The 18,100-nt window shown below is 47.9% G+C and carries 12 protein-coding genes, 1 tRNA gene and 1 pseudogene; 8 read left to right on the plus strand and 6 right to left on the minus strand.

Going from position 1 to position 18,100, the window contains the following annotated elements:
- The first annotated feature begins 219 nt into the window (after positions 1–219).
- Positions 220–1,578: a hypothetical protein gene (locus BM202_RS02820; protein WP_093822933.1), complete on the plus strand. Its 1,359-nt coding sequence runs from the start codon at positions 220–222 to the stop codon at positions 1,576–1,578.
- Positions 1,579–1,719: 141 nt separating this feature from the next.
- Positions 1,720–3,321, plus strand: coding sequence for a hypothetical protein (locus BM202_RS02825; RefSeq protein WP_093822934.1), 1,602 nt, complete (start codon positions 1,720–1,722; stop codon positions 3,319–3,321).
- Positions 3,322–3,376: 55 nt separating this feature from the next.
- Here BM202_RS02825 and BM202_RS02830 read toward each other — a convergent pair whose 3' ends face one another.
- The 3 genes from BM202_RS02830 to BM202_RS02840 all read right to left on the minus strand — a co-directional run bounded on the left by BM202_RS02830 (position 3,377) and on the right by BM202_RS02840 (position 5,732).
- Entirely contained in the window at positions 3,377–3,883 is a 507-nt protein-coding gene (locus BM202_RS02830; protein ID WP_093822935.1) for a shikimate kinase, read from the minus strand.
- Between the two features lie 87 nt (positions 3,884–3,970).
- On the minus strand, positions 3,971–5,113 hold the full coding sequence (locus tag BM202_RS02835) for a BT_3928 family protein (RefSeq protein ID WP_093822936.1): 1,143 nt from the start codon (positions 5,111–5,113) through the stop codon (positions 3,971–3,973).
- A 79-nt stretch (positions 5,114–5,192) separates the two neighbouring features.
- The gene (locus BM202_RS02840) at positions 5,193–5,732 is read right to left on the minus strand and encodes a DUF1599 domain-containing protein (protein WP_093822937.1); all 540 of its coding nucleotides are present in this window, start codon (positions 5,730–5,732) and stop codon (positions 5,193–5,195) included.
- A 102-nt stretch (positions 5,733–5,834) separates the two neighbouring features.
- Here BM202_RS02840 and folP point away from each other — a divergent pair, with 102 nt between their 5' ends.
- From folP to BM202_RS02870, 6 genes and pseudogenes are all read left to right on the plus strand, one after another.
- Positions 5,835–6,692, plus strand: coding sequence for a dihydropteroate synthase (gene folP / locus BM202_RS02845; RefSeq protein WP_093822938.1), 858 nt, complete (start codon positions 5,835–5,837; stop codon positions 6,690–6,692).
- Between the two features lie 80 nt (positions 6,693–6,772).
- Positions 6,773–6,845 (plus strand) — tRNA-Lys (locus BM202_RS02850).
- A 519-nt stretch (positions 6,846–7,364) separates the two neighbouring features.
- A complete protein-coding gene (gltB, locus tag BM202_RS02855; protein ID WP_093822939.1) occupies positions 7,365–11,954 on the plus strand; it encodes a glutamate synthase large subunit in 4,590 nt (1,529 codons plus the stop codon).
- A gap of 201 nt (positions 11,955–12,155) precedes the next feature.
- A pseudogene (locus tag BM202_RS39000) lies at positions 12,156–12,278 on the plus strand (DUF6883 domain-containing protein); the annotation flags it as partial.
- Between the two features lie 6 nt (positions 12,279–12,284).
- Positions 12,285–12,533: a DUF4926 domain-containing protein gene (locus BM202_RS02865; protein WP_093822940.1), complete on the plus strand. Its 249-nt coding sequence runs from the start codon at positions 12,285–12,287 to the stop codon at positions 12,531–12,533.
- A gap of 10 nt (positions 12,534–12,543) precedes the next feature.
- A complete protein-coding gene (locus BM202_RS02870; RefSeq protein ID WP_093822941.1) occupies positions 12,544–14,034 on the plus strand; it encodes a glutamate synthase subunit beta in 1,491 nt (496 codons plus the stop codon).
- Positions 14,035–14,096: 62 nt separating this feature from the next.
- Here the strand turns inward: BM202_RS02870 and BM202_RS02875 are convergent, their stop codons facing one another.
- The 3 genes from BM202_RS02875 to BM202_RS02885 all read right to left on the minus strand — a co-directional run bounded on the left by BM202_RS02875 (position 14,097) and on the right by BM202_RS02885 (position 18,061).
- On the minus strand, positions 14,097–14,807 hold the full coding sequence (locus BM202_RS02875; RefSeq protein ID WP_093822942.1) for a DUF2461 domain-containing protein: 711 nt from the start codon (positions 14,805–14,807) through the stop codon (positions 14,097–14,099).
- Between the two features lie 103 nt (positions 14,808–14,910).
- Positions 14,911–16,851, minus strand: a complete 1,941-nt coding sequence (locus BM202_RS02880; RefSeq protein ID WP_093822943.1) for a right-handed parallel beta-helix repeat-containing protein — start codon at positions 16,849–16,851, stop codon at positions 14,911–14,913.
- Positions 16,852–17,125: 274 nt separating this feature from the next.
- Positions 17,126–18,061, minus strand: coding sequence for an AraC family transcriptional regulator (locus tag BM202_RS02885; protein ID WP_093822944.1), 936 nt, complete (start codon positions 18,059–18,061; stop codon positions 17,126–17,128).
- Positions 18,062–18,100 lie beyond the last annotated feature (39 nt).

The raw sequence follows: 18,100 nt of genomic DNA on the forward strand, positions 1-18,100 counted from the left end.
TTGTAACGTATTATCTAGAAGTTCCTGACTACCCACTGACGACTATAATTAACTTTTTTTAAGAACAGATTAAACCTTTGAGAACAAATATGAATCTAACATAAGAGAACTTGCAAAGATAGGTTTTTATGCTATTTTTGTAATCAAACCGATCGATCCCGTGTTATAGATTGAAAGGACGCTCAATATGAGTTTTTACTACTTTAATTCCCTTGCCAAATGAAAACGCAACGCCTATATAGCTATCTTTCTCTGGCTGCGCTGATGGGGTTCTGGAGTTGTACATCCAGCCGTCAGACGGCCCAGAACACTGGCGAAATGGATGATTTGTATGGTAACAATGGTAACTCTGCCTTGTATGCCAGCAACTCGTCTGATTATTCGTCTCTGTCTCCGCGTCAGCAACGTCAACAACAACGAGCGCTACGTAATGCCAATCCCGATTATGTCGATGATCAGCAATACGCAGCCAATGGTACGTCCAACACCGATGAGTACTATTCGGAGTTAAGTACCCGCAAACTGAACCGGGGATTATCTCCCGATCCGGGCTGGAACGACAACAGCTATAACTCTGGCTTCGTTAATGGCTACAATGCCGCATCGACGTCTGCGTATAGCTGGAATCGCTGGGGCTTCAATAACACCGGCTTCTATAATGGAATGGGCCTTGGTTTAGGCTTAGGCATGATGGGCGGCTATGGTGGTTACGGAAGCGGATTTAACATCGGCTTCGGCAATCCCTTTTATTCTCCGTTCAACTCGCCTTACGGCTACGGTAGTGCGTTTGGGTATAGTCCATTCTATTCGCCGTATGGATATGATCCGTTCTATAGTTCCTACGCGTTCGGTGGGTATGGTGGTTACGGCGGACTCTACAACCCATTCTATAGCAGTTACTACGGTGGTGGTTATTATGGAAGCCCTGGGTACGTTAATAATGGCTACGTAGTGGGTGCCGATCCGTATCGCAGCAACCGTACGTCTGGCCCTCGCTTTACTAACGGTGCAGCAGCTCGTAGTAGCTATTCGGCATCAAGGAGTGGTTATAACGGAGATTTCGTAAATACACCCCGTTCGACGAATAACAATAGTGGCAACGGTCGTGCGGGTGCCTATGCACCAGGTAGTTCGAACAATGCAGCTGTTAATTCAAGAAGCGGCAGCAACAACGGCTACTACGCAGCCCCCCGTTCTAACAACAGCGGTACGTATTATTACGATAATGGTACAAGTGGCAATGGCGGTCGTTCAAGCGCCAATACGGCTAACACAACCGCACCCTCCTACAATAGCAGCCGAGGTTCGAACAGCGATTACTACGCCCGTCCCCGGCAGAGCACACAAAGCTATACGCCGTCTACAAATGGGTATAGTAATGGGCGGAGTGGTTACCAGCAGTCGCAGCAAAGTTACCAACAGCCGAGCTACCAACAGCCAAGTCGTAGTTTCCAGCAATCGCAGCCGAGCTACAGCCCACCAAGCCGTAGCTTTAGTGCACCGAGCTCAGGTGGCGGTGGTTTCTCAGGCGGTGGTGGCGGGGGTCACTCCAGTGGTGGCGGTCGCGGTCCACGCTAATCGAAATATAGTTTTTCCCTAAAAATAAATCCCGTCGGTTAGCCAATCGACGGGATTTTTCGTTTTACTCACAGGAACTATTAAACGCCTGCGAAAAAAGATTGTCTTACCGACAAAGCGCACCTTTTACCATTTTACAAAATGAACAAATGCATAGGAATAACCGCGGGATTGCTATTGACAGCTGCGGTTTCTTACGGGCAGGATTATTCAGGCGACGCCTTCCGGTATTCGGAACAGCCTGTTACGGGTACGGCTCGCTTTCAGGGTCTGGGTGGTAATCATGCAGCCTTAGGTGGCGATGCCAGCAATGCCTGGGGCAATGCGGCCGGATTAGGTTTTTATAACCGGTCTGAGATAAGCATCAGCCCATCACTAAGGATGCTAAACAATAGCACCAATTATTTAGGCCAGACAACCAATACGTCAAAATCGTTTCCATTTGTTGGTTCGGCAACGGCTGTTTTTGCAGGAATGCCTAATAATACCTCTAGTCGGGGTCCGCGCCGAACGGTTTGGGCAATCAGCTATTCGCGGCAGGCCAGTCTGGGGAATGAGTTTGTAGCGCAAGGCCAAAACAACCGTAGCTCAGTAGTTGATTCGTATATCGAAAATGCAAACGGAACGAGTGGGGCTAATTTGAATAGCCAATACGATAGCGGAGCTAATATAGCCTATCCTACTACGTATTCTGATGGCTACACAGTTGGTGGACTTACCGCAGCTGCGTATCAGCATTATTTGATTAATCCATATCCACAGGATACGTTAAGCTATTTCCGCTATGATGATGGTGTTCCCGTTAACCAACGTGCCAGTTTCTCATCTAGTGGCGCCGTATCGCAGTGGGGGGTATCAATAGCCAGCAATTTTAAAGACAAGTTTTACATCGGTGGCACGCTTGCTCTTTCGCACACGAAATACAACTATACCAGCGTCATCAATGAGCAGTATATTGGTGGCCGGGTATTTCGGGGTATTCAGGAAAATAACGATTACTCTGTAACGGGTAATGGTATCAATCTGTCTGTAGGAGCAATCTATAAAATAGATAAAAGCATTCAGCTGGGGGTAACTATTATTTCTCCCACCTGGACAACCCGATCGTATCAGGAAACAACTGATCAGTCGCTGACCATTGATCCTATTGCTATCCCACGACTCGACAACAACGGAAATCCGGTAAATTTCATACCCGACTTAAAAACAATTCCGGTCGCGCCGAATGACTTCAATTTCTCCATTTCTACGCCCCTACGGCTGTCGGGTGGTGTCACTTATTTTTTGGGGAAAAGTGGATTCCTGACGGCCACAGCAGAATATGTTAATTATGGCGGCATGCGGGTTAATACAAACTATTATACAGCTGGCGGTGATAATCAGGCATTCAAGCAGGATCAGACCAGTTATGTAAAGAGTATTTATCAGAACACGGTTAATTTCCGCGTAGGGGGCGAGTTTAGAAGTGGCATTTTCCGGGCACGCGTGGGCGGAGCTTATTTGCCGAGTGCGTATAAATCGACATTCGACTTACTCGCCCGCAACGGCGATCGCAATACGCTCATGTATTCGGCTGGATTGGGGGTGCGTAACGACCGCTTCTTTGCCGATCTGGCAGGTGTTTTCTACACAACCAAAACGTCCTATACCCCTTACTACCTGAATAATTCAAGTGATTATGCCTCAGCCGCGTTAACAAACAAATACGCCAACTTTACCTTATCGGTAGGGGCATTTTTCTAAATCGCCCCTATTAAATAGATTGCAAAAAGGCGACCTTGAGGCCGCCTTTTTGCTTTTATAACCATTCCCCCAGCTTATTCAACACGTCATTTTCAGTTGCTTCACCCGAAATAATGATGTTAGCCTGACTGTAAATTGGCAAACGAGTGACGTAGCGCTGCGTTAAGTTCTTTAGTAAATCAGGATCATTAGGACTGTGAAGTGGTCGATCTTCCTGTGCATGGGACAGCATACGACGAACCAGAATGTCAACCGGTACGTCCAGAAATACGGATACACCCGTAGCGTTGATATACTCCATATTTTCGTGGAAACAGGGCATTCCTCCACCCGTAGAAACAACCAGACCAGCACCGGGCCGGATGGTACGTAGTACGCGTCGTTCAGACTCACGAAAATAAGCTTCACCCGATTGAGCAAAAATCTCGGCAATGGAGCGACCTTCTTCGCGAATGATAAGTTTATCGGTATCGACGAAACGACATTGCAAGGCGTCTGCAATACGCTTCCCCAGCGTACTTTTTCCCGACGAAGGCATGCCAATAAGGAAGATGTTTTTCATGCTTAAAGAGCGAAAGAGTGAAAGGCTGAAAGAGCGCAAAGCCACCCGGCTATATTTTTAACCTCTTTCAGCCTTTCACTCTTTCGATCATTTTACTCTTTCTATTACCTCTGTAGCCTCGGGCGTTCTATTGTAATGCCATTTACCCAACACAGTACCGTTTTTCATCAGCCAGGTACCTGGATTTGAGCGCATGATTGTTTTCAGAACGGTAGCATCGGCTTTGTAATAAGGGACGTTTATTAATTGAAACTCTTTCCGAAAAGCTTCTATCTCAGCGTCGCTGGTCGATGTGAGGATATAAGGTGCTACGTTCGAACCCTGCAAGCCTTCTACCAATGATCGAATTGCGGGTAACGTACCAGCATCGATATCTTTTGTGTTTTTTACGATAATGAAGAGTTTATTGCCTTCGAACGTCTGCTGGGTAAAATCACTTTCATCATTCCAGACGCGATAGTCCGTAATTTTGGGTTTAGCACTTGGATTCACCAATACCATTTCCTTGAACTTATAGGTCGAATCCGTCGGATACTGCTCGAATTCAGTCTTTTTACCATCCTTCTCCATGATGTACCTGTAGCGCAGTGGCTCCGACGGTTTCATTTCGGAAGGGATATTTTTACCAACTGCGTAGGGCAGCAAATCGAGCGGAGGCAAAAATTGAACGGCGTAGATTCCCAGCGCCAGCGTCAGTATAATTGTCAGGTTAACTAACCAACCCGTGTTGCGGGAACGTAGCCGGTTACGATGGCCGATGATAAATAAAATCAGGACGGTCAGGACGACATCCTTCCCGAATGAGGTCCACGGTTTAAGTTTAATCGCATCGCCGAAACAGCCGCAATCTGTTACCCGATCGAAATAGGCTGAATAAAAGGTCAGAAACGTAAAGAACGTAATAAGAAAAAACAACAGCCAGACCGTCACTTTAGGCTTGTACGAAGCCAACAAAGCTACACCCAGGATAATCTCAGCGGCACAAAACAGCACCGACATAATTAGGGTAAACGGCACTAATGCCATAAAGAAATTGTGCACAAACGGCAAGTCCTGCGCAAAGACTTCAAAATATTCCTCAAACTTAATCTGTGTCCCAACCGGGTCATTCAGTTTGATCAGGCCCGAAAAAATAAAAACAACCCCGACCAGAATCCGGGCGATACGAGCGGCAATGAGCATCGGGGGCGTGCCCGTCTTAACTTTAGGCTGCGTGGTAATTGGGTTCATATTTTTTTGACAGGATTAACAGGATTGACAGGTTGATAACTAATTTCAGTTATCAACCTGTCAATCCTGTTAATCCTGTCTAATTAAGGGTCAGTTTAATCAAACAAAAAACAGCGTAATTGATCATGTCCATATAATTGGCCTCAACGCCTTCTGAGACTAATGTATTGCCCCGATTATCTTCGATTTGTTTTGTGCGCAATAACTTCATCAGGATAATATCGGTCATGGAACTCACACGCATCTCACGCCAGGCTTCACCATAGTCATGGTTCTTGGCAAAGAGCAAATCAATTACCTGCCCAATCTGTGCATCGTATAACTGTTCGAGTTCATCGGTGGGAATATCAGTCCGTGCGTCTCCGGTCAACTGCAACTGAATCAGCGCCATAACGCAGTAATTAATGATACCAACAAATTCTGGTTCGATACCCTCTCCTACTTTATTAATCCCCGTTTCCTGCAAAGTACGGATGCGTTGGGCTTTAATGAAAATTTGATCCGTGATGCTTGGCAAGCGCAAAATCCGCCAGGCAGTCCCATAATCTTTATTTTTTTTCAGGAATAAATCTTTGCAGCGTTGGATAACCTGCCGATATTCGGTCTCAGTATTGCTCATAGTCGACAGTCAACAGCCATAAGTCAATAGCAAACCACAGAAACAAACTACTGACCGCAACGTCGGACCGTGACTATCGACTAATGACAATTGACTTTTTTTATGCCGAAAGTTACGAAAAAAACGTTGAACTGCCGGGGACGGCTGGTTGATTTGACCACACCCGCCGTGATGGGTATTCTGAACGTAACGCCCGATTCGTTCTTCGCTGGTAGCCGACTTTTGGTTGAAAATAGCATCTCGACCGCAGCTGTAGACGTTGCCCAACGAATGATCCGCGACGGTGCCACGTTTTTGGATATTGGTGGTTATTCGACCCGACCGGGTGCTGCCGAAGTCTCCCCAACCGAAGAAGCTGACCGGGTTTTACCCGTCATCGAAGCTATCTTAACAAACTTTCCTGACGCGCTGATTTCGATTGATACCTTTCGGGCATCGGTGGCACACCAGGCGGTTGAAGCAGGAGCAGCCATCATTAACGACGTAGCGGGTGGCACCCTCGACCCGGCCATGTTCGAAACAGCCGCTGCACTTGGTGTTCCTTATATACTCATGCACATGCGCGGCACACCTCAGACCATGCAGTCGCTGGCCAAGTACACAAACGTTACAACCGAAGTAATTGATGAGCTAGCCGTACGGGTTGCCACACTACGGTCTTTGGGTCAAAAAGATATTATTCTGGACCCTGGCTTTGGCTTTGCCAAGACAATTTCACAAAATTTTGACTTACTGAATCACCTGGAGACTTTTAGACTATTTGATGAACCGTTGCTGGTGGGTATTTCTCGCAAGGCAACCATCTGGAAAACATTGGCCATCAGCGCCAATAAAGCCTTAAATGGCACAACTGTTCTCAACACAATTGCGCTCACAAAAGGGGCTTCGATACTACGTGTGCATGACGTCCGCGAGGCAGTCGAAGCCATCAAGCTGACACAAGAATTAACTTTTTTTTAAGCTTATCCTTGCGCTTATAAAATCAAACCCCTACTTTTGCATTCCCAAACGACAACGACCCGTTTGCAGAATGGGAAAATGATCTGGTAGCTCAGCTGGTAGAGCAATACACTTTTAATGTATGGGTCCTGGGTTCGAATCCCAGCCGGATCACAAAACGCCAAAGCCGCTCAATTGAGCGGCTTTTTTTATGATACTTTTTTCTATAACACATGATCGATGTCGCACAATCACAACGGGTTATGTTTATCCTGATCTGAGTTGAGTGATGAAGCAGGAAAAATAGTCAGTGAATAGAAGTCAATCATTCAGTAAATACTCAGTATTTCGCCCCTGGCACTATAAATTTAACCATATTATTCTCGTTTTTTAGGCTTAAACAGGCCAACTCTTACTTTCAAATTGGTATTTTTCAAGAAGAATTATAATCAAATTCACAATTGATACCGTTACCTATTAAATTCTGACAAAAGCTGTTTTTGCCGAATTTTTTTGTTAGTATATTGCATGACTTTGTCACAAACGCTCGTCAGTTCAGTTGCTATCTTCCGATACATTTACACGCTGGACTACTCTTTAATTTAGATTTTCTCAATAATCGCCCCTGTTTATTGTAATTCTTTCAAAAGAAGACCAAAAAAACAAGTGGCCTTATCCAACACTGTTACGACCATGTCTGATCAGGTTGACCAATTGGCGGGTCTCTACCGCCCCGAGTTTGAACACGACAATTGCGGCATTGGCTTCGTGGCCCATATTAAAGGTCGCAAATCCCATCAAATCGTTTCGGATGCGCTCCAGATGCTTCGGCGGATGGAACACCGGGGCGCCGTTGGCTCTGAGCCTAACTCCGGCGACGGAGCGGGATTACTCATTCAGATTCCACACGAGTTTTTCATAGACGAAACCCGTAAACTGGGTGTTCATCTGCCACCCGCGTTTGAATATGGCGTGGGGATGGTTTACTTTCCAAAAGATGTATGGCTGCGCGAAGAATGCCGGGCCGTTCTGAATCGAAAGATGAAGAAACTCGGGCTGGAATTGCTTTGCTATCGTGTAGTACCGGTCAACAACAGTGATCTAGGCAACGGCTCGCGCTCGGCGGAGCCGCAAATGGAGCAGGTGTTTATCAAACGCCCGGCCGACGTTACCAATGCTGAAGACTTTGAGCGTAAACTTTACATTCTGCGTAACTCCAGCACCCGCGTTATCAACGAGACCATTGCGGGCGTCGATACGTTCTATTTCTCGTCGCTTTCCTGCCGTACCATTACGTATAAAGGACAGTTAACGACGCTGCAACTGGAGCCTTACTTTCCTGACCTTCAGAACGATGCGGTTGTTTCTGCCCTTGGCGTTGTGCACTCGCGCTTCTCAACCAATACGTTCCCATCCTGGAAACTGGCGCAACCGTTCCGTTACATTGCCCATAATGGTGAAATCAATACGGTACGTGGTAACGTAAACTGGATGAAAGCGGCCGAAGGTCTGCTCGAATCGTCGAAGTTTACGAAAGAAGAAATGGACATGCTGCTTCCCATTTGCGATCAGCGCCAGTCCGACTCCGCCAATCTCGACAATGCCATTGAATTGCTGGTCATGAGCGGGCGGTCATTGCCGCATGTCATGATGATGCTCGTTCCTGAAGCCTGGGATGGCAATGATCATATGGACCCCGTTCGGAAGGCGTTTTATGAGTTCCACGCAGCCCTGATCGAGCCCTGGGATGGCCCGGCGTCTATTTCGTTTACAGATGGACGTATTGTTGGCGCTACACTTGACCGGAATGGTCTGCGCCCGTCGCGTTTCTGGGTAACTAATGAAGACATCGTTATTATGGCTTCGGAGGTGGGTGTGCTGGACATTGATCCGGCCACAGTCGTTTCGAAAGGCCGCCTGCAACCTGGCAAAATGTTCCTGGTCGACATGGAACAGGGACGTATTGTCTCCGATGAAGAAATCAAAGCGGAGATCTGCGCCCGGCAACCTTATCAGGATTGGCTTTCCGAGAACAAAATTAAGATTCAGGATTTAGAAGCACCGATTCGATCCTATAACCCCTACGATCCCGCTAAATTAATGCGGATGCAACAGGCGTTCGGCTTAACGTCCGAAGACCTGCGTATGATTCTGGCGCCCATGGTCGAAACGGGTAAAGAAGCGCTTGGTTCGATGGGTATCGACATTCCACTGGCTATACTTTCTGAGCAGAGCCAGCACATGAGCCATTACTTCAAACAGTTGTTTGCGCAAGTGACTAACCCGCCCATCGATTCGATCCGGGAGCGGGCTATCATGTCGCTTATCTCGTTTGTCGGCGCAACGTATAACCTGCTCAGTGAATCGCCGGAACATTGCCGCCAGGTTGAACTGGAGCAGCCGGTACTAACGACGCAGGAGTTTGACAAACTCCGCTTTATTGACAAACCGAAGTTCCAGGCTAAAACGATCAACTGTCTCTTTACGGCTGACGGAAAAGGGCAGTCACTCGAACGGGCCCTCGACCGGATTTGCCGCTATGCCGAGGATGCTATTCAGGATGGCTATTCCATTCTTGTGCTGTCAGACCGGGCCATTGATTCCAGCCACGCGCCTATTCCATCATTACTGTCAACGTCCGCTATTCACCACTACCTGATTCGTCAGGGATTGCGTGGTAAAGTCGGGCTTGTGGTTGAAGCGGGCGATGTTTGGGAAACGCACCATGTGGCTACACTTATTGGGTATGGCGCATCGGGCGTGAATCCCTACATGGCGTTCGAGACGATTGCCAACATGAAGAGCAGGGGTTTGCTACAGGTTGATTATGACCTCGACAAACTGTTCAAAAACTATGTAAAGGCCGTTAATGGCGAACTGCTCAAGATCTTCTCCAAGATGGGCATTTCAACTTTGCAGTCGTATCAGGGTGCCATGATTTTCGAGTGCCTTGGCCTGAACGAGGACGTAGTAAGCCGGTATTTTACAGGCACGGTATCGCGTATTGGTGGGATGGGGCTGGACGAAATTGCCCGCGAGATTCTGGTTCGTCACGCCGTTGCTTTCCCAGCTATGCCTGTCTTGGCACCACGTCTGGAAGTTGGCGGTATTTATCAGTGGAAACAACGGGGCGAAAAGCACATTTTCAATCCCGATACCATTCACCTGCTACAACAGTCGACACAAAAGAACGATTACTCGATCTTCAAGAAGTACACCAAACTAATTGACGATCAAACACAGAATGCCATTACACTACGGGGTGTGATGAAATTCAAGAAAGGAGCATCTGTCCCGTTAGACGAAGTTGAATCCATCGAAAGTATTTTCAAACGCTTTGCTACGGGTGCGATGTCGTTTGGTTCGATTTCCTGGGAAGCCCACACGACGTTAGCCATTGCCATGAACCGCATTGGTGGGAAAAGCAACTCGGGTGAAGGTGGCGAAGATGAACTGCGCTATAAGCCCCTTGAGAATGGCGACAGCATGAACTCAAGCATTAAGCAGGTAGCCTCGGGCCGGTTTGGCGTAACGAGTTACTATCTGACCAATGCCCGTGAGCTGCAAATCAAGATGGCGCAGGGTGCCAAACCTGGTGAAGGTGGCCAGTTACCCGGCTTCAAGGTCGATGACTGGATTGGTCGGACGCGTCACTCGACGCCCGGCGTGGGTCTTATTTCGCCCCCGCCCCACCACGACATCTACTCGATTGAGGATTTGGCCCAGCTTATTTCTGACCTCAAAAATGCGAACCGGGCAGCTCGTATCAGCGTCAAACTTGTTTCAGAAGCCGGGGTTGGTACGATTGCGACCGGAGTTGCCAAAGCACACGCCGATCATATCCTGATTTCTGGTCATGATGGCGGAACGGGAGCCTCTCCCCTCTCGTCGATTCGTCACGCGGGTCTGCCATGGGAATTAGGTCTGGCCGAAGCCCATCAAACGTTGGTTAAAAATAAACTTCGTGGCCGCGTTACGTTGCAAGCCGACGGGCAGATGCGTACAGGTCGTGACCTGGCTATTGCCGCGCTATTAGGTGCCGAAGAATTTGGTGTCGCTACGGCCGCACTGGTAGCCGCCGGTTGTATCATGATGCGGAAGTGTCACCTGAACACTTGCCCGGTCGGTGTTGCCACCCAGAACAAAGAACTGCGTGCGTTATTTACGGGTAAGCCCGAACACGTAGTGAACATGTTCACCTTCCTGGCGATGGAACTCCGCGAGATCATGGCTGAGCTGGGCTTCCGTACGATCAACGAGATGGTCGGTCAGGCGCAGATGCTCGAACTTCGCGAAAATCTGCCGCACTGGAAATACAAGAAGCTTAACCTTAACGCGCTGCTTTACAAAGAGCCAACCAATCTCGACGTAGCGCTGTATAAGCAGGAAGAGCAGAATCACTATCTGGATGACGTACTTGATCGTAAACTGATCAAAGTAGCCCAGCCCGTACTGGATGGCACGACGCTTGGTTCAAGTGAGTCGGTTTACGCTGAATTTACGGTGCAAAACATTGACCGGAGTATCGGCACGATGTTGTCCAACGAAATCTCGAAGGTGTATGGTGGACCGGGTTTACCCGATAGTACGATTCACATCAAACTCCGGGGTACAGCAGGCCAGAGTTTCGGTGCCTTCAGCACAAGCGGTATTAAACTTGAGCTTGAAGGTGACGCCAACGACTACTTTGGTAAAGGTCTTTGCGGAGCGCAATTGATTGTGTATCCTGACCGGGTGGCTCAGTTCAAACCGGAAGAAAACAGCATTGTCGGGAACGTATCCTTCTATGGTGCCACCTCAGGTGAAGCCTTCATTCGGGGTATGGCTGGGGAGCGGTTCTGCGTTCGTAACTCGGGTGCGAAGGTCGTGGTAGAAGGTATTGGTGATCATGGGCTGGAATACATGACCGGTGGACTGGTTGTTATTCTAGGAAAGACGGGTTACAATTTCGCAGCTGGCATGTCGGGCGGTGTAGCCTATGTATTCGATCAGGATGGGACGTTTGCCGCAAAAGTAAACCCGGAAATGGTCAGTCTGGAAAGCCTGAATGACGAAGATCAGGGCATTATTCGGGAGTACGTTGAGAAACATTTCCAATATACCACCAGCAACGTAGCACTTTCCCTGATTCAGAACTGGGACGAACAGATTGGCAGCTTTGTCAAAGTAATGCCGGCTGATTTCCGTAAGGCACTCGCCGGGCGGGGCATCTCGCTGGCCGATCAGATTCGCGACAAGAACGTAGTGTATCAGGACATAACCGTAGATGTGACGCAGGGGTGATTCAATGACGTTAGAACCACCTTTTCTTATCGCAGAAAGTAAATCAACGAATTATCTGCTTGTTCCGCTACCCAGAGATGACAAGTCTAATTACCTGCGTTTGGCCGATTATCAGCTAGCGAATTGGTCAATTCTTGAAAAAGATTTGTTAACGCTGGTAGAAACAAGTGAGGCAACATTTGAGGACATTCTGTTTTTGGTGATTCATACAGCATAGTAGGAAATCTAGTCGGCCCAAATGGCCGTTCGTTAATGGTGAAAACTATCTGGATGAAGGAAAAGAAAACAGGATTTACTAAATTCATCACTTTATATCCGCCTTGATGAATCATGAAGATACCACTTTATAAACAGGTAGCCTTGCTGAAAGATTATCCTGAAGAGGGGTTACGGGCTGGCGATGTAGTGACTACTGTAGAATTTCTTGAATCACCCACTCCAGGGGTGCCGAACGGATATTATGTGGAAGCCTTTGATGCACTAGGAAAAACGATTGCTGTTTTTATTGTCTACGAAACCGATATAGAAGCACTTACTCATAAAGATGTGTTAACTCGTCGTACGTTGGAGACCGCCTGATTTAGATACAATGGGAAAACCTACCGGATTTTTAGAATTTACGCGTGAATTACCCAAAAAGCGCGACCCGCAACAGCGGATTCATGATTACAAGGAAATCGAGATGCCGTTTTCGGAGGAGGACTCCAAACGGCAGGCAGCCCGTTGTATGGACTGTGGTACGCCCTTCTGCCACAGCGGTTGCCCACTTGGAAACATTATTCCTGAGTTCAATGATGCGGTTTATGAACAGAACTGGGCCTATGCCTACGAAATTCTGGCCAGCACCAACAACTTTCCGGAGTTTACGGGCCGTATTTGCCCCGCGCCCTGCGAAGCATCCTGTGTGCTAGGCATTAATAAGCCGCCCGTTGCCATCGAATTCATCGAAAAATCAATCGCCGAAGTTGCATTTGAACAAGGATACGTAACGGCTAAACCACCGAAAGATCGAACCGGGAAACAAGTAGCCGTGGTTGGTTCTGGTCCGGCCGGACTGGCAGCCGCAGCCCAGCTCAATAAGGCCGGTCATACCGTAACGCTTTTCGAACGGGCCGACCAGATTGGCGGTTTGCTACGGTACGGCATCCCCGATTTTAAGCTCGAAAAGTGGACAATCGATCGTCGGTTAGCCGTATTGGAAGCCGAAGGTGTTACATTCAAAACGGGCGTTAATGTTGGTGTAGACCTGAAAGCAAATGACTTGCTGGATCAATTTGATCTGGTAATGCTCACAGGTGGCTCCACAGTTCCGCGTGACCTGCCAATTCCTGGCCGTGACCTGAAAGGTATTTACCCGGCGATGGAGTTTCTTAGCCAACAGAACAAACGAAATGCCAGCTTGCCCGTAGAAGTTGATCATCAGGGCAAACCCTATGGTGACGGCGAGCTAATGGCAACGGGTAAGAATGTGTTTGTCATTGGCGGTGGTGACACGGGTTCCGATTGCGTAGGAACGTCGAACCGGCACGGAGCCAAAAGCGTCACGCAGATTGAGCTGATGCCGATGCCTCCTAAAGATCGGGCCGCTAATACGCCCTGGCCTAACTGGCCCATGATGCTTCGAACCAGTACTTCACACGAGGAAGGCTGCGAGCGGCAATGGTCTATCAACACCAAGGCGTTCATCGGCGACGAAAACGGAAATCTGAAAGCACTACGTCTCGTAGACCTGACCTGGAAAAATGAAAACGGTCGCATGAACATGGTGGAATTACCCGGTTCTGAACGCGACGTTCCCTGCGAACTGGCGCTGTTAGCGGCTGGTTTTCTGCATCCACAACACAACGGCCTGCTCGATGATCTTGGTCTGGAGTATGACGAACGTGGTAATGTGAAAGCAACGAACTACCAGACAACAACGAATCCAAAAGTATTTGCTGCGGGCGACATGCGCCGTGGTCAGTCGCTGGTTGTATGGGCTATTTCGGAAGGCCGTGAAGCTGCCCGTGCCGCCGACTGTTACCTGATGGGCGAAAGCCGACTCGAAGCTAAAGCTGTTTCAATGATCGCGGTTGAATAAATACTAGTTAAAGAATATAGAAAAGCCGCTCCGAAAATCGGAGCGGCTTTTCTATGCCTGTTCTACAACGTTACCGGTTCTTCTTTCTCATCGAAAAACAGATAATTCAGTAAATCGCAGTAGGGCTTAATGATCCGGCAACCACGCACGATTTCATCGGCAAAGTTGGGCTTCAGTACGTCCTTATCTGTGTATCGATGCAGGAAAAACAGTTCTTTCCGACGTAGTAAATCAATTTCAGGATGGTCAATCGGGTAACCTTTAGGCGACGTTTTCATTACTTCACCCGATGCTTCGGGAAAATATGCCTTAAATTCATCAGCTTCGATAATGTTCTTTAGTTCCTCAACATTGTAATCGACCTCCTGCCGGTATTTAGCCAGGTTAGCCGGTGTCGGTTGCCACATGCCCGCGCCCAGGAATGACTGATTGCCCGGCTGGATATGGACGTAGTAATCAATGCGGCCCGAGTGCCGCCCGCCGGGACCAATGGCAAATGCCAAATTAGATTTATAAGGCGACTTTTCTTTCGAGAAACGAATGTCGCGGTTGATGCGGAATATGCAGTCTTTTACGGACGTATTGGCCAGGGGTTCAAAGGCACTCATACTCGCCAGTACCCGCTCAACTACACCACAGAGTTCGGCTTTGGCCGCGTCGTAGCGAGGACGGTTCGTATGAAACCACTCACGATTATTATTTTGGACGAGTTCGCGCATGAACTCCAGCGTGGGCGCTGTAAAGGCAGCTTTTAATGATGATTTTGTTGTCATAACTACGGTTCAACTATAAACCTATGATAGTCAATGCTTAAAGGATACAAATACTAATTCTATTTAAAATTCCACTTCGCTTTACAAGCGCTTTGTGTCATCCTTACTGCTTAAAATAATCAATCTTATCGGCATCGGTATTGTTCATAGCTTTAACTTCTTCTCCATTGCTATTAGCAATGGTAGTAGTGATTGTAAAACTACCCTTTGAATTACCGGGCGTAGCGATACCGGTTAAGCCGAATGATTTTTTACCCTTAGCTACAATCGCCTGCGTAGTAGTCAACAGATAGAAATTATCATTAGATATTCCATCAAAAGTCCAGTTTCCGTTCTGTACGTTATGACCTCCTACTGTCGTTGAAGCTGGGTAAAAACTCAAACTCACCAGTGGATCTTTGGTGATATACACCGTAACAAGTCCTTGAGTGGGTACCGAATTGAGTTCGAAAACATCCATAACCATAGTGAAATTGGTTGTCCCATATTGCGTTGAGGGTTGGGTATAAAGTATTGGGATCAGATCGGGCACGAAACTCGATTCATAGGCACCCATATCAATCAGCCCCTGAATTCGAACGTTCCCGCCCGCATCTGTGGCAGGCCCGCTAGAGGCTGAGTAGGCTACAGTACTTCCCGCATTGATGGCGAGTGAACCGGCTTGGAGTCGCAGGTCGGCGTCAGAAATGAAAGGAGAGGTCGTTGTAGTGAGGTTGTGGCTACCATCAATAAAACCGCTTACTGTAGGCTCCAGCAGCGAATAACTAACTGTAAGGCCAGTGCCATTAAAGGTATTATCGCCCCCATTGTCCCATAAAATGCAGTTAGTCAGCTGGGTAATACCACTACTCTGGATTGCTCCACCACCAGTATCAGCGGTATTATTACTAAAGCTACAGTTGACAAATTTTATATTGCTACCGTAATTATTGACTGCGCCACCAGTCCCTACAACCGCCTTATTACCAACAAAATTACAGTTGATTAGCATGGGGTTGCTGTTAGTTCCACTAGAATAAATCCCTCCACCATACCAAACAGCTAAATTATTAACGAACCTGCAATTAACGAGTAAAGGACTACCTTCGAAATTATAGATTCCTCCACCCAACCCCATCCCCAGAGCCCCTACAACATTAGAGATAAAACTACAATTTACTAACTTGGGGTTACTTCTAATATTAAATATTCCCCCACCAGAACCCTCACCTAGCCCCCTAGTAAAATTGTTACTGAAGCTACAGTTAGTCAATTCCGGATTGCTGATACCTATACTTGCAATCCCTCCTCCGTCATTGCATATTGCCCCTCCTGCACTCGTGTTATTATCAAAACTACAATTAATTACAGTTGGACTGCTTATCCCAACGTTTGAGGCATTATTGTACATTCCTGAACCATAGGAAGCAGTATTCGAGGTGAATCTAGTGTTAATTATGGTGGGGCTACAGCTGCTTCCACTGCTGCCATCGTTGTACATGCCTGCGCCTTTAGTATTAATGTTGCTATTATCGGCAGTATAACTATTGCCTGCTGTAACCACAAAGCCATCCAATACGGCCGTGGAGCCTAGGCTCAGCGAGGCTGGATTATAAATGACGTGATAACTATTGTCATCAGTACTGCCAACTACGCCGATGTCACCCGAAAGAGTCGTGGTGAAACTGGCAGGACTGCGCTCAGACAGGCCAGGATTGCCGCTGGCAGGGAAACCTCCGTAAATGGTCACCCCATTTTTTAGTGAGAAGCTGATTGTACGATCTGTGCTGGTGGTAGGTTTATACGTACCGGCTGCTACCCATACCTCTCCGCCTGTGGCCGAGAGCGAATTAATAGCACCCTGAAGATTGGCCGTACTGGCTGACCAACTGTTGGCAGTAGTTGGATCAACATTCGAACCCGTCGTGGAGACGTAGCGGATCGTCTGGGCGCTAGTGGAGGTGGCACATACAAGTAACGAACTAATGAGTAAAAGTAAAACCGTTATGGACCTATAGACGAATGATAAAGTAATGGCAATTCGAGGGGAATAGAAATGAATCATAAAAAAGATGGTTCGCCCTTGCGACGGATGTCAATGGGCTTAGAAACGTAGTATAGTGAAGATTGGTCAGTTATTAGTAAGGCAGCTTTAAATATAGCCATCGAATCGTTTTGTCCTTCCAGGATTCATACAAAAAAAGCATTTAAAAAGCCCCAGCATAACACCGGGGCTCTCTCCTCTTCAAATTTTTCTACCGAACGCAGTTATCAAAAAAGCCTGGGTGAGTAGCCCTGAATCTGGCCACCCGAACACCGTAGACCAAGAACCGTAAACGTCAATTCAGTCCGAAAAGCTGCCGCTTGAACTGACGGGGACAGATATGCTCCACTGAGCGGAAGGCATTGCTAAAATGCGTCAGGCTATTGAATCCGGATTCGTAGCAGGCATCTGTAATCGTTTTGGCCGGATTGCTCAAAACGGCTTTGGCCAGTTTGATACGTTCGGTTAATATAAACTGCGCCGGGGAAACACCCAGCTCGCTCTTGAAGAGCCGGAAGAAGTGTGATTTAGACAGACAGGCCTTGTCGCTCAGTTCCTCGACCGAGAGCGCACGGGTTAGATTCTCCCGGATATACGCCACTACGTAGGCCAGCCGATTCGTGCTGATGTGCTGGCTCGTTTGCCCAAGCAAGCCGTGCCGCACCTGCGTTTGTGACAGCCGGACAATGAGTTCACGTAGGGTATTTTTGATAAAGAATGGCTTAAACGGATTGTTCTCGCGGAATAGACGCATCAACTTATCGATCAGCGAACTGATTTCCGTGTCGTTCTGCAACAGGTAATTCTCCGTATCTAATTGCCATTGGTCGCTGCTTTCAACGCGCGGCACCTGATCATTGAGTTCAGCGACGGTTTCGCGAATAAAGTCGTGCGAGATCGTCAGCGCCAGACAGCGGGTCGGATCGTTGGTCGTGGCATCGGGAAAATCAATCTGCATGAGCCGGTCCGACGGCAACAGAAGCGATTCACCAGGCTGGTAATCGAAAGGGTCCATGCTATTGAGATGCATCACTTTCCGACCACTCAGCATACTCGTCATCACGGGCGAGTTAAAGCGCAACTGAATCAGCGTGGCCTGTTGAAACGTCTCATACAAGTGTAGTTCGGCCTCATCATGACTGAGTGTCAACTTATTCTCTACCAGGGTGTCCAACTGGTTTCCCCAGGCACTAACGGCTTCGTTCGTGACGCTTTTTCCTGCCTGTTTCATAATGATCAAGTATGGGAGGATTCCGCAAGTATATGAGAG

The organism is Spirosoma endophyticum (assembly GCF_900112365.1).
In the GTDB taxonomy this organism is placed as follows: Bacteria; Bacteroidota; Bacteroidia; order Cytophagales; family Spirosomataceae; genus Spirosoma; species Spirosoma endophyticum.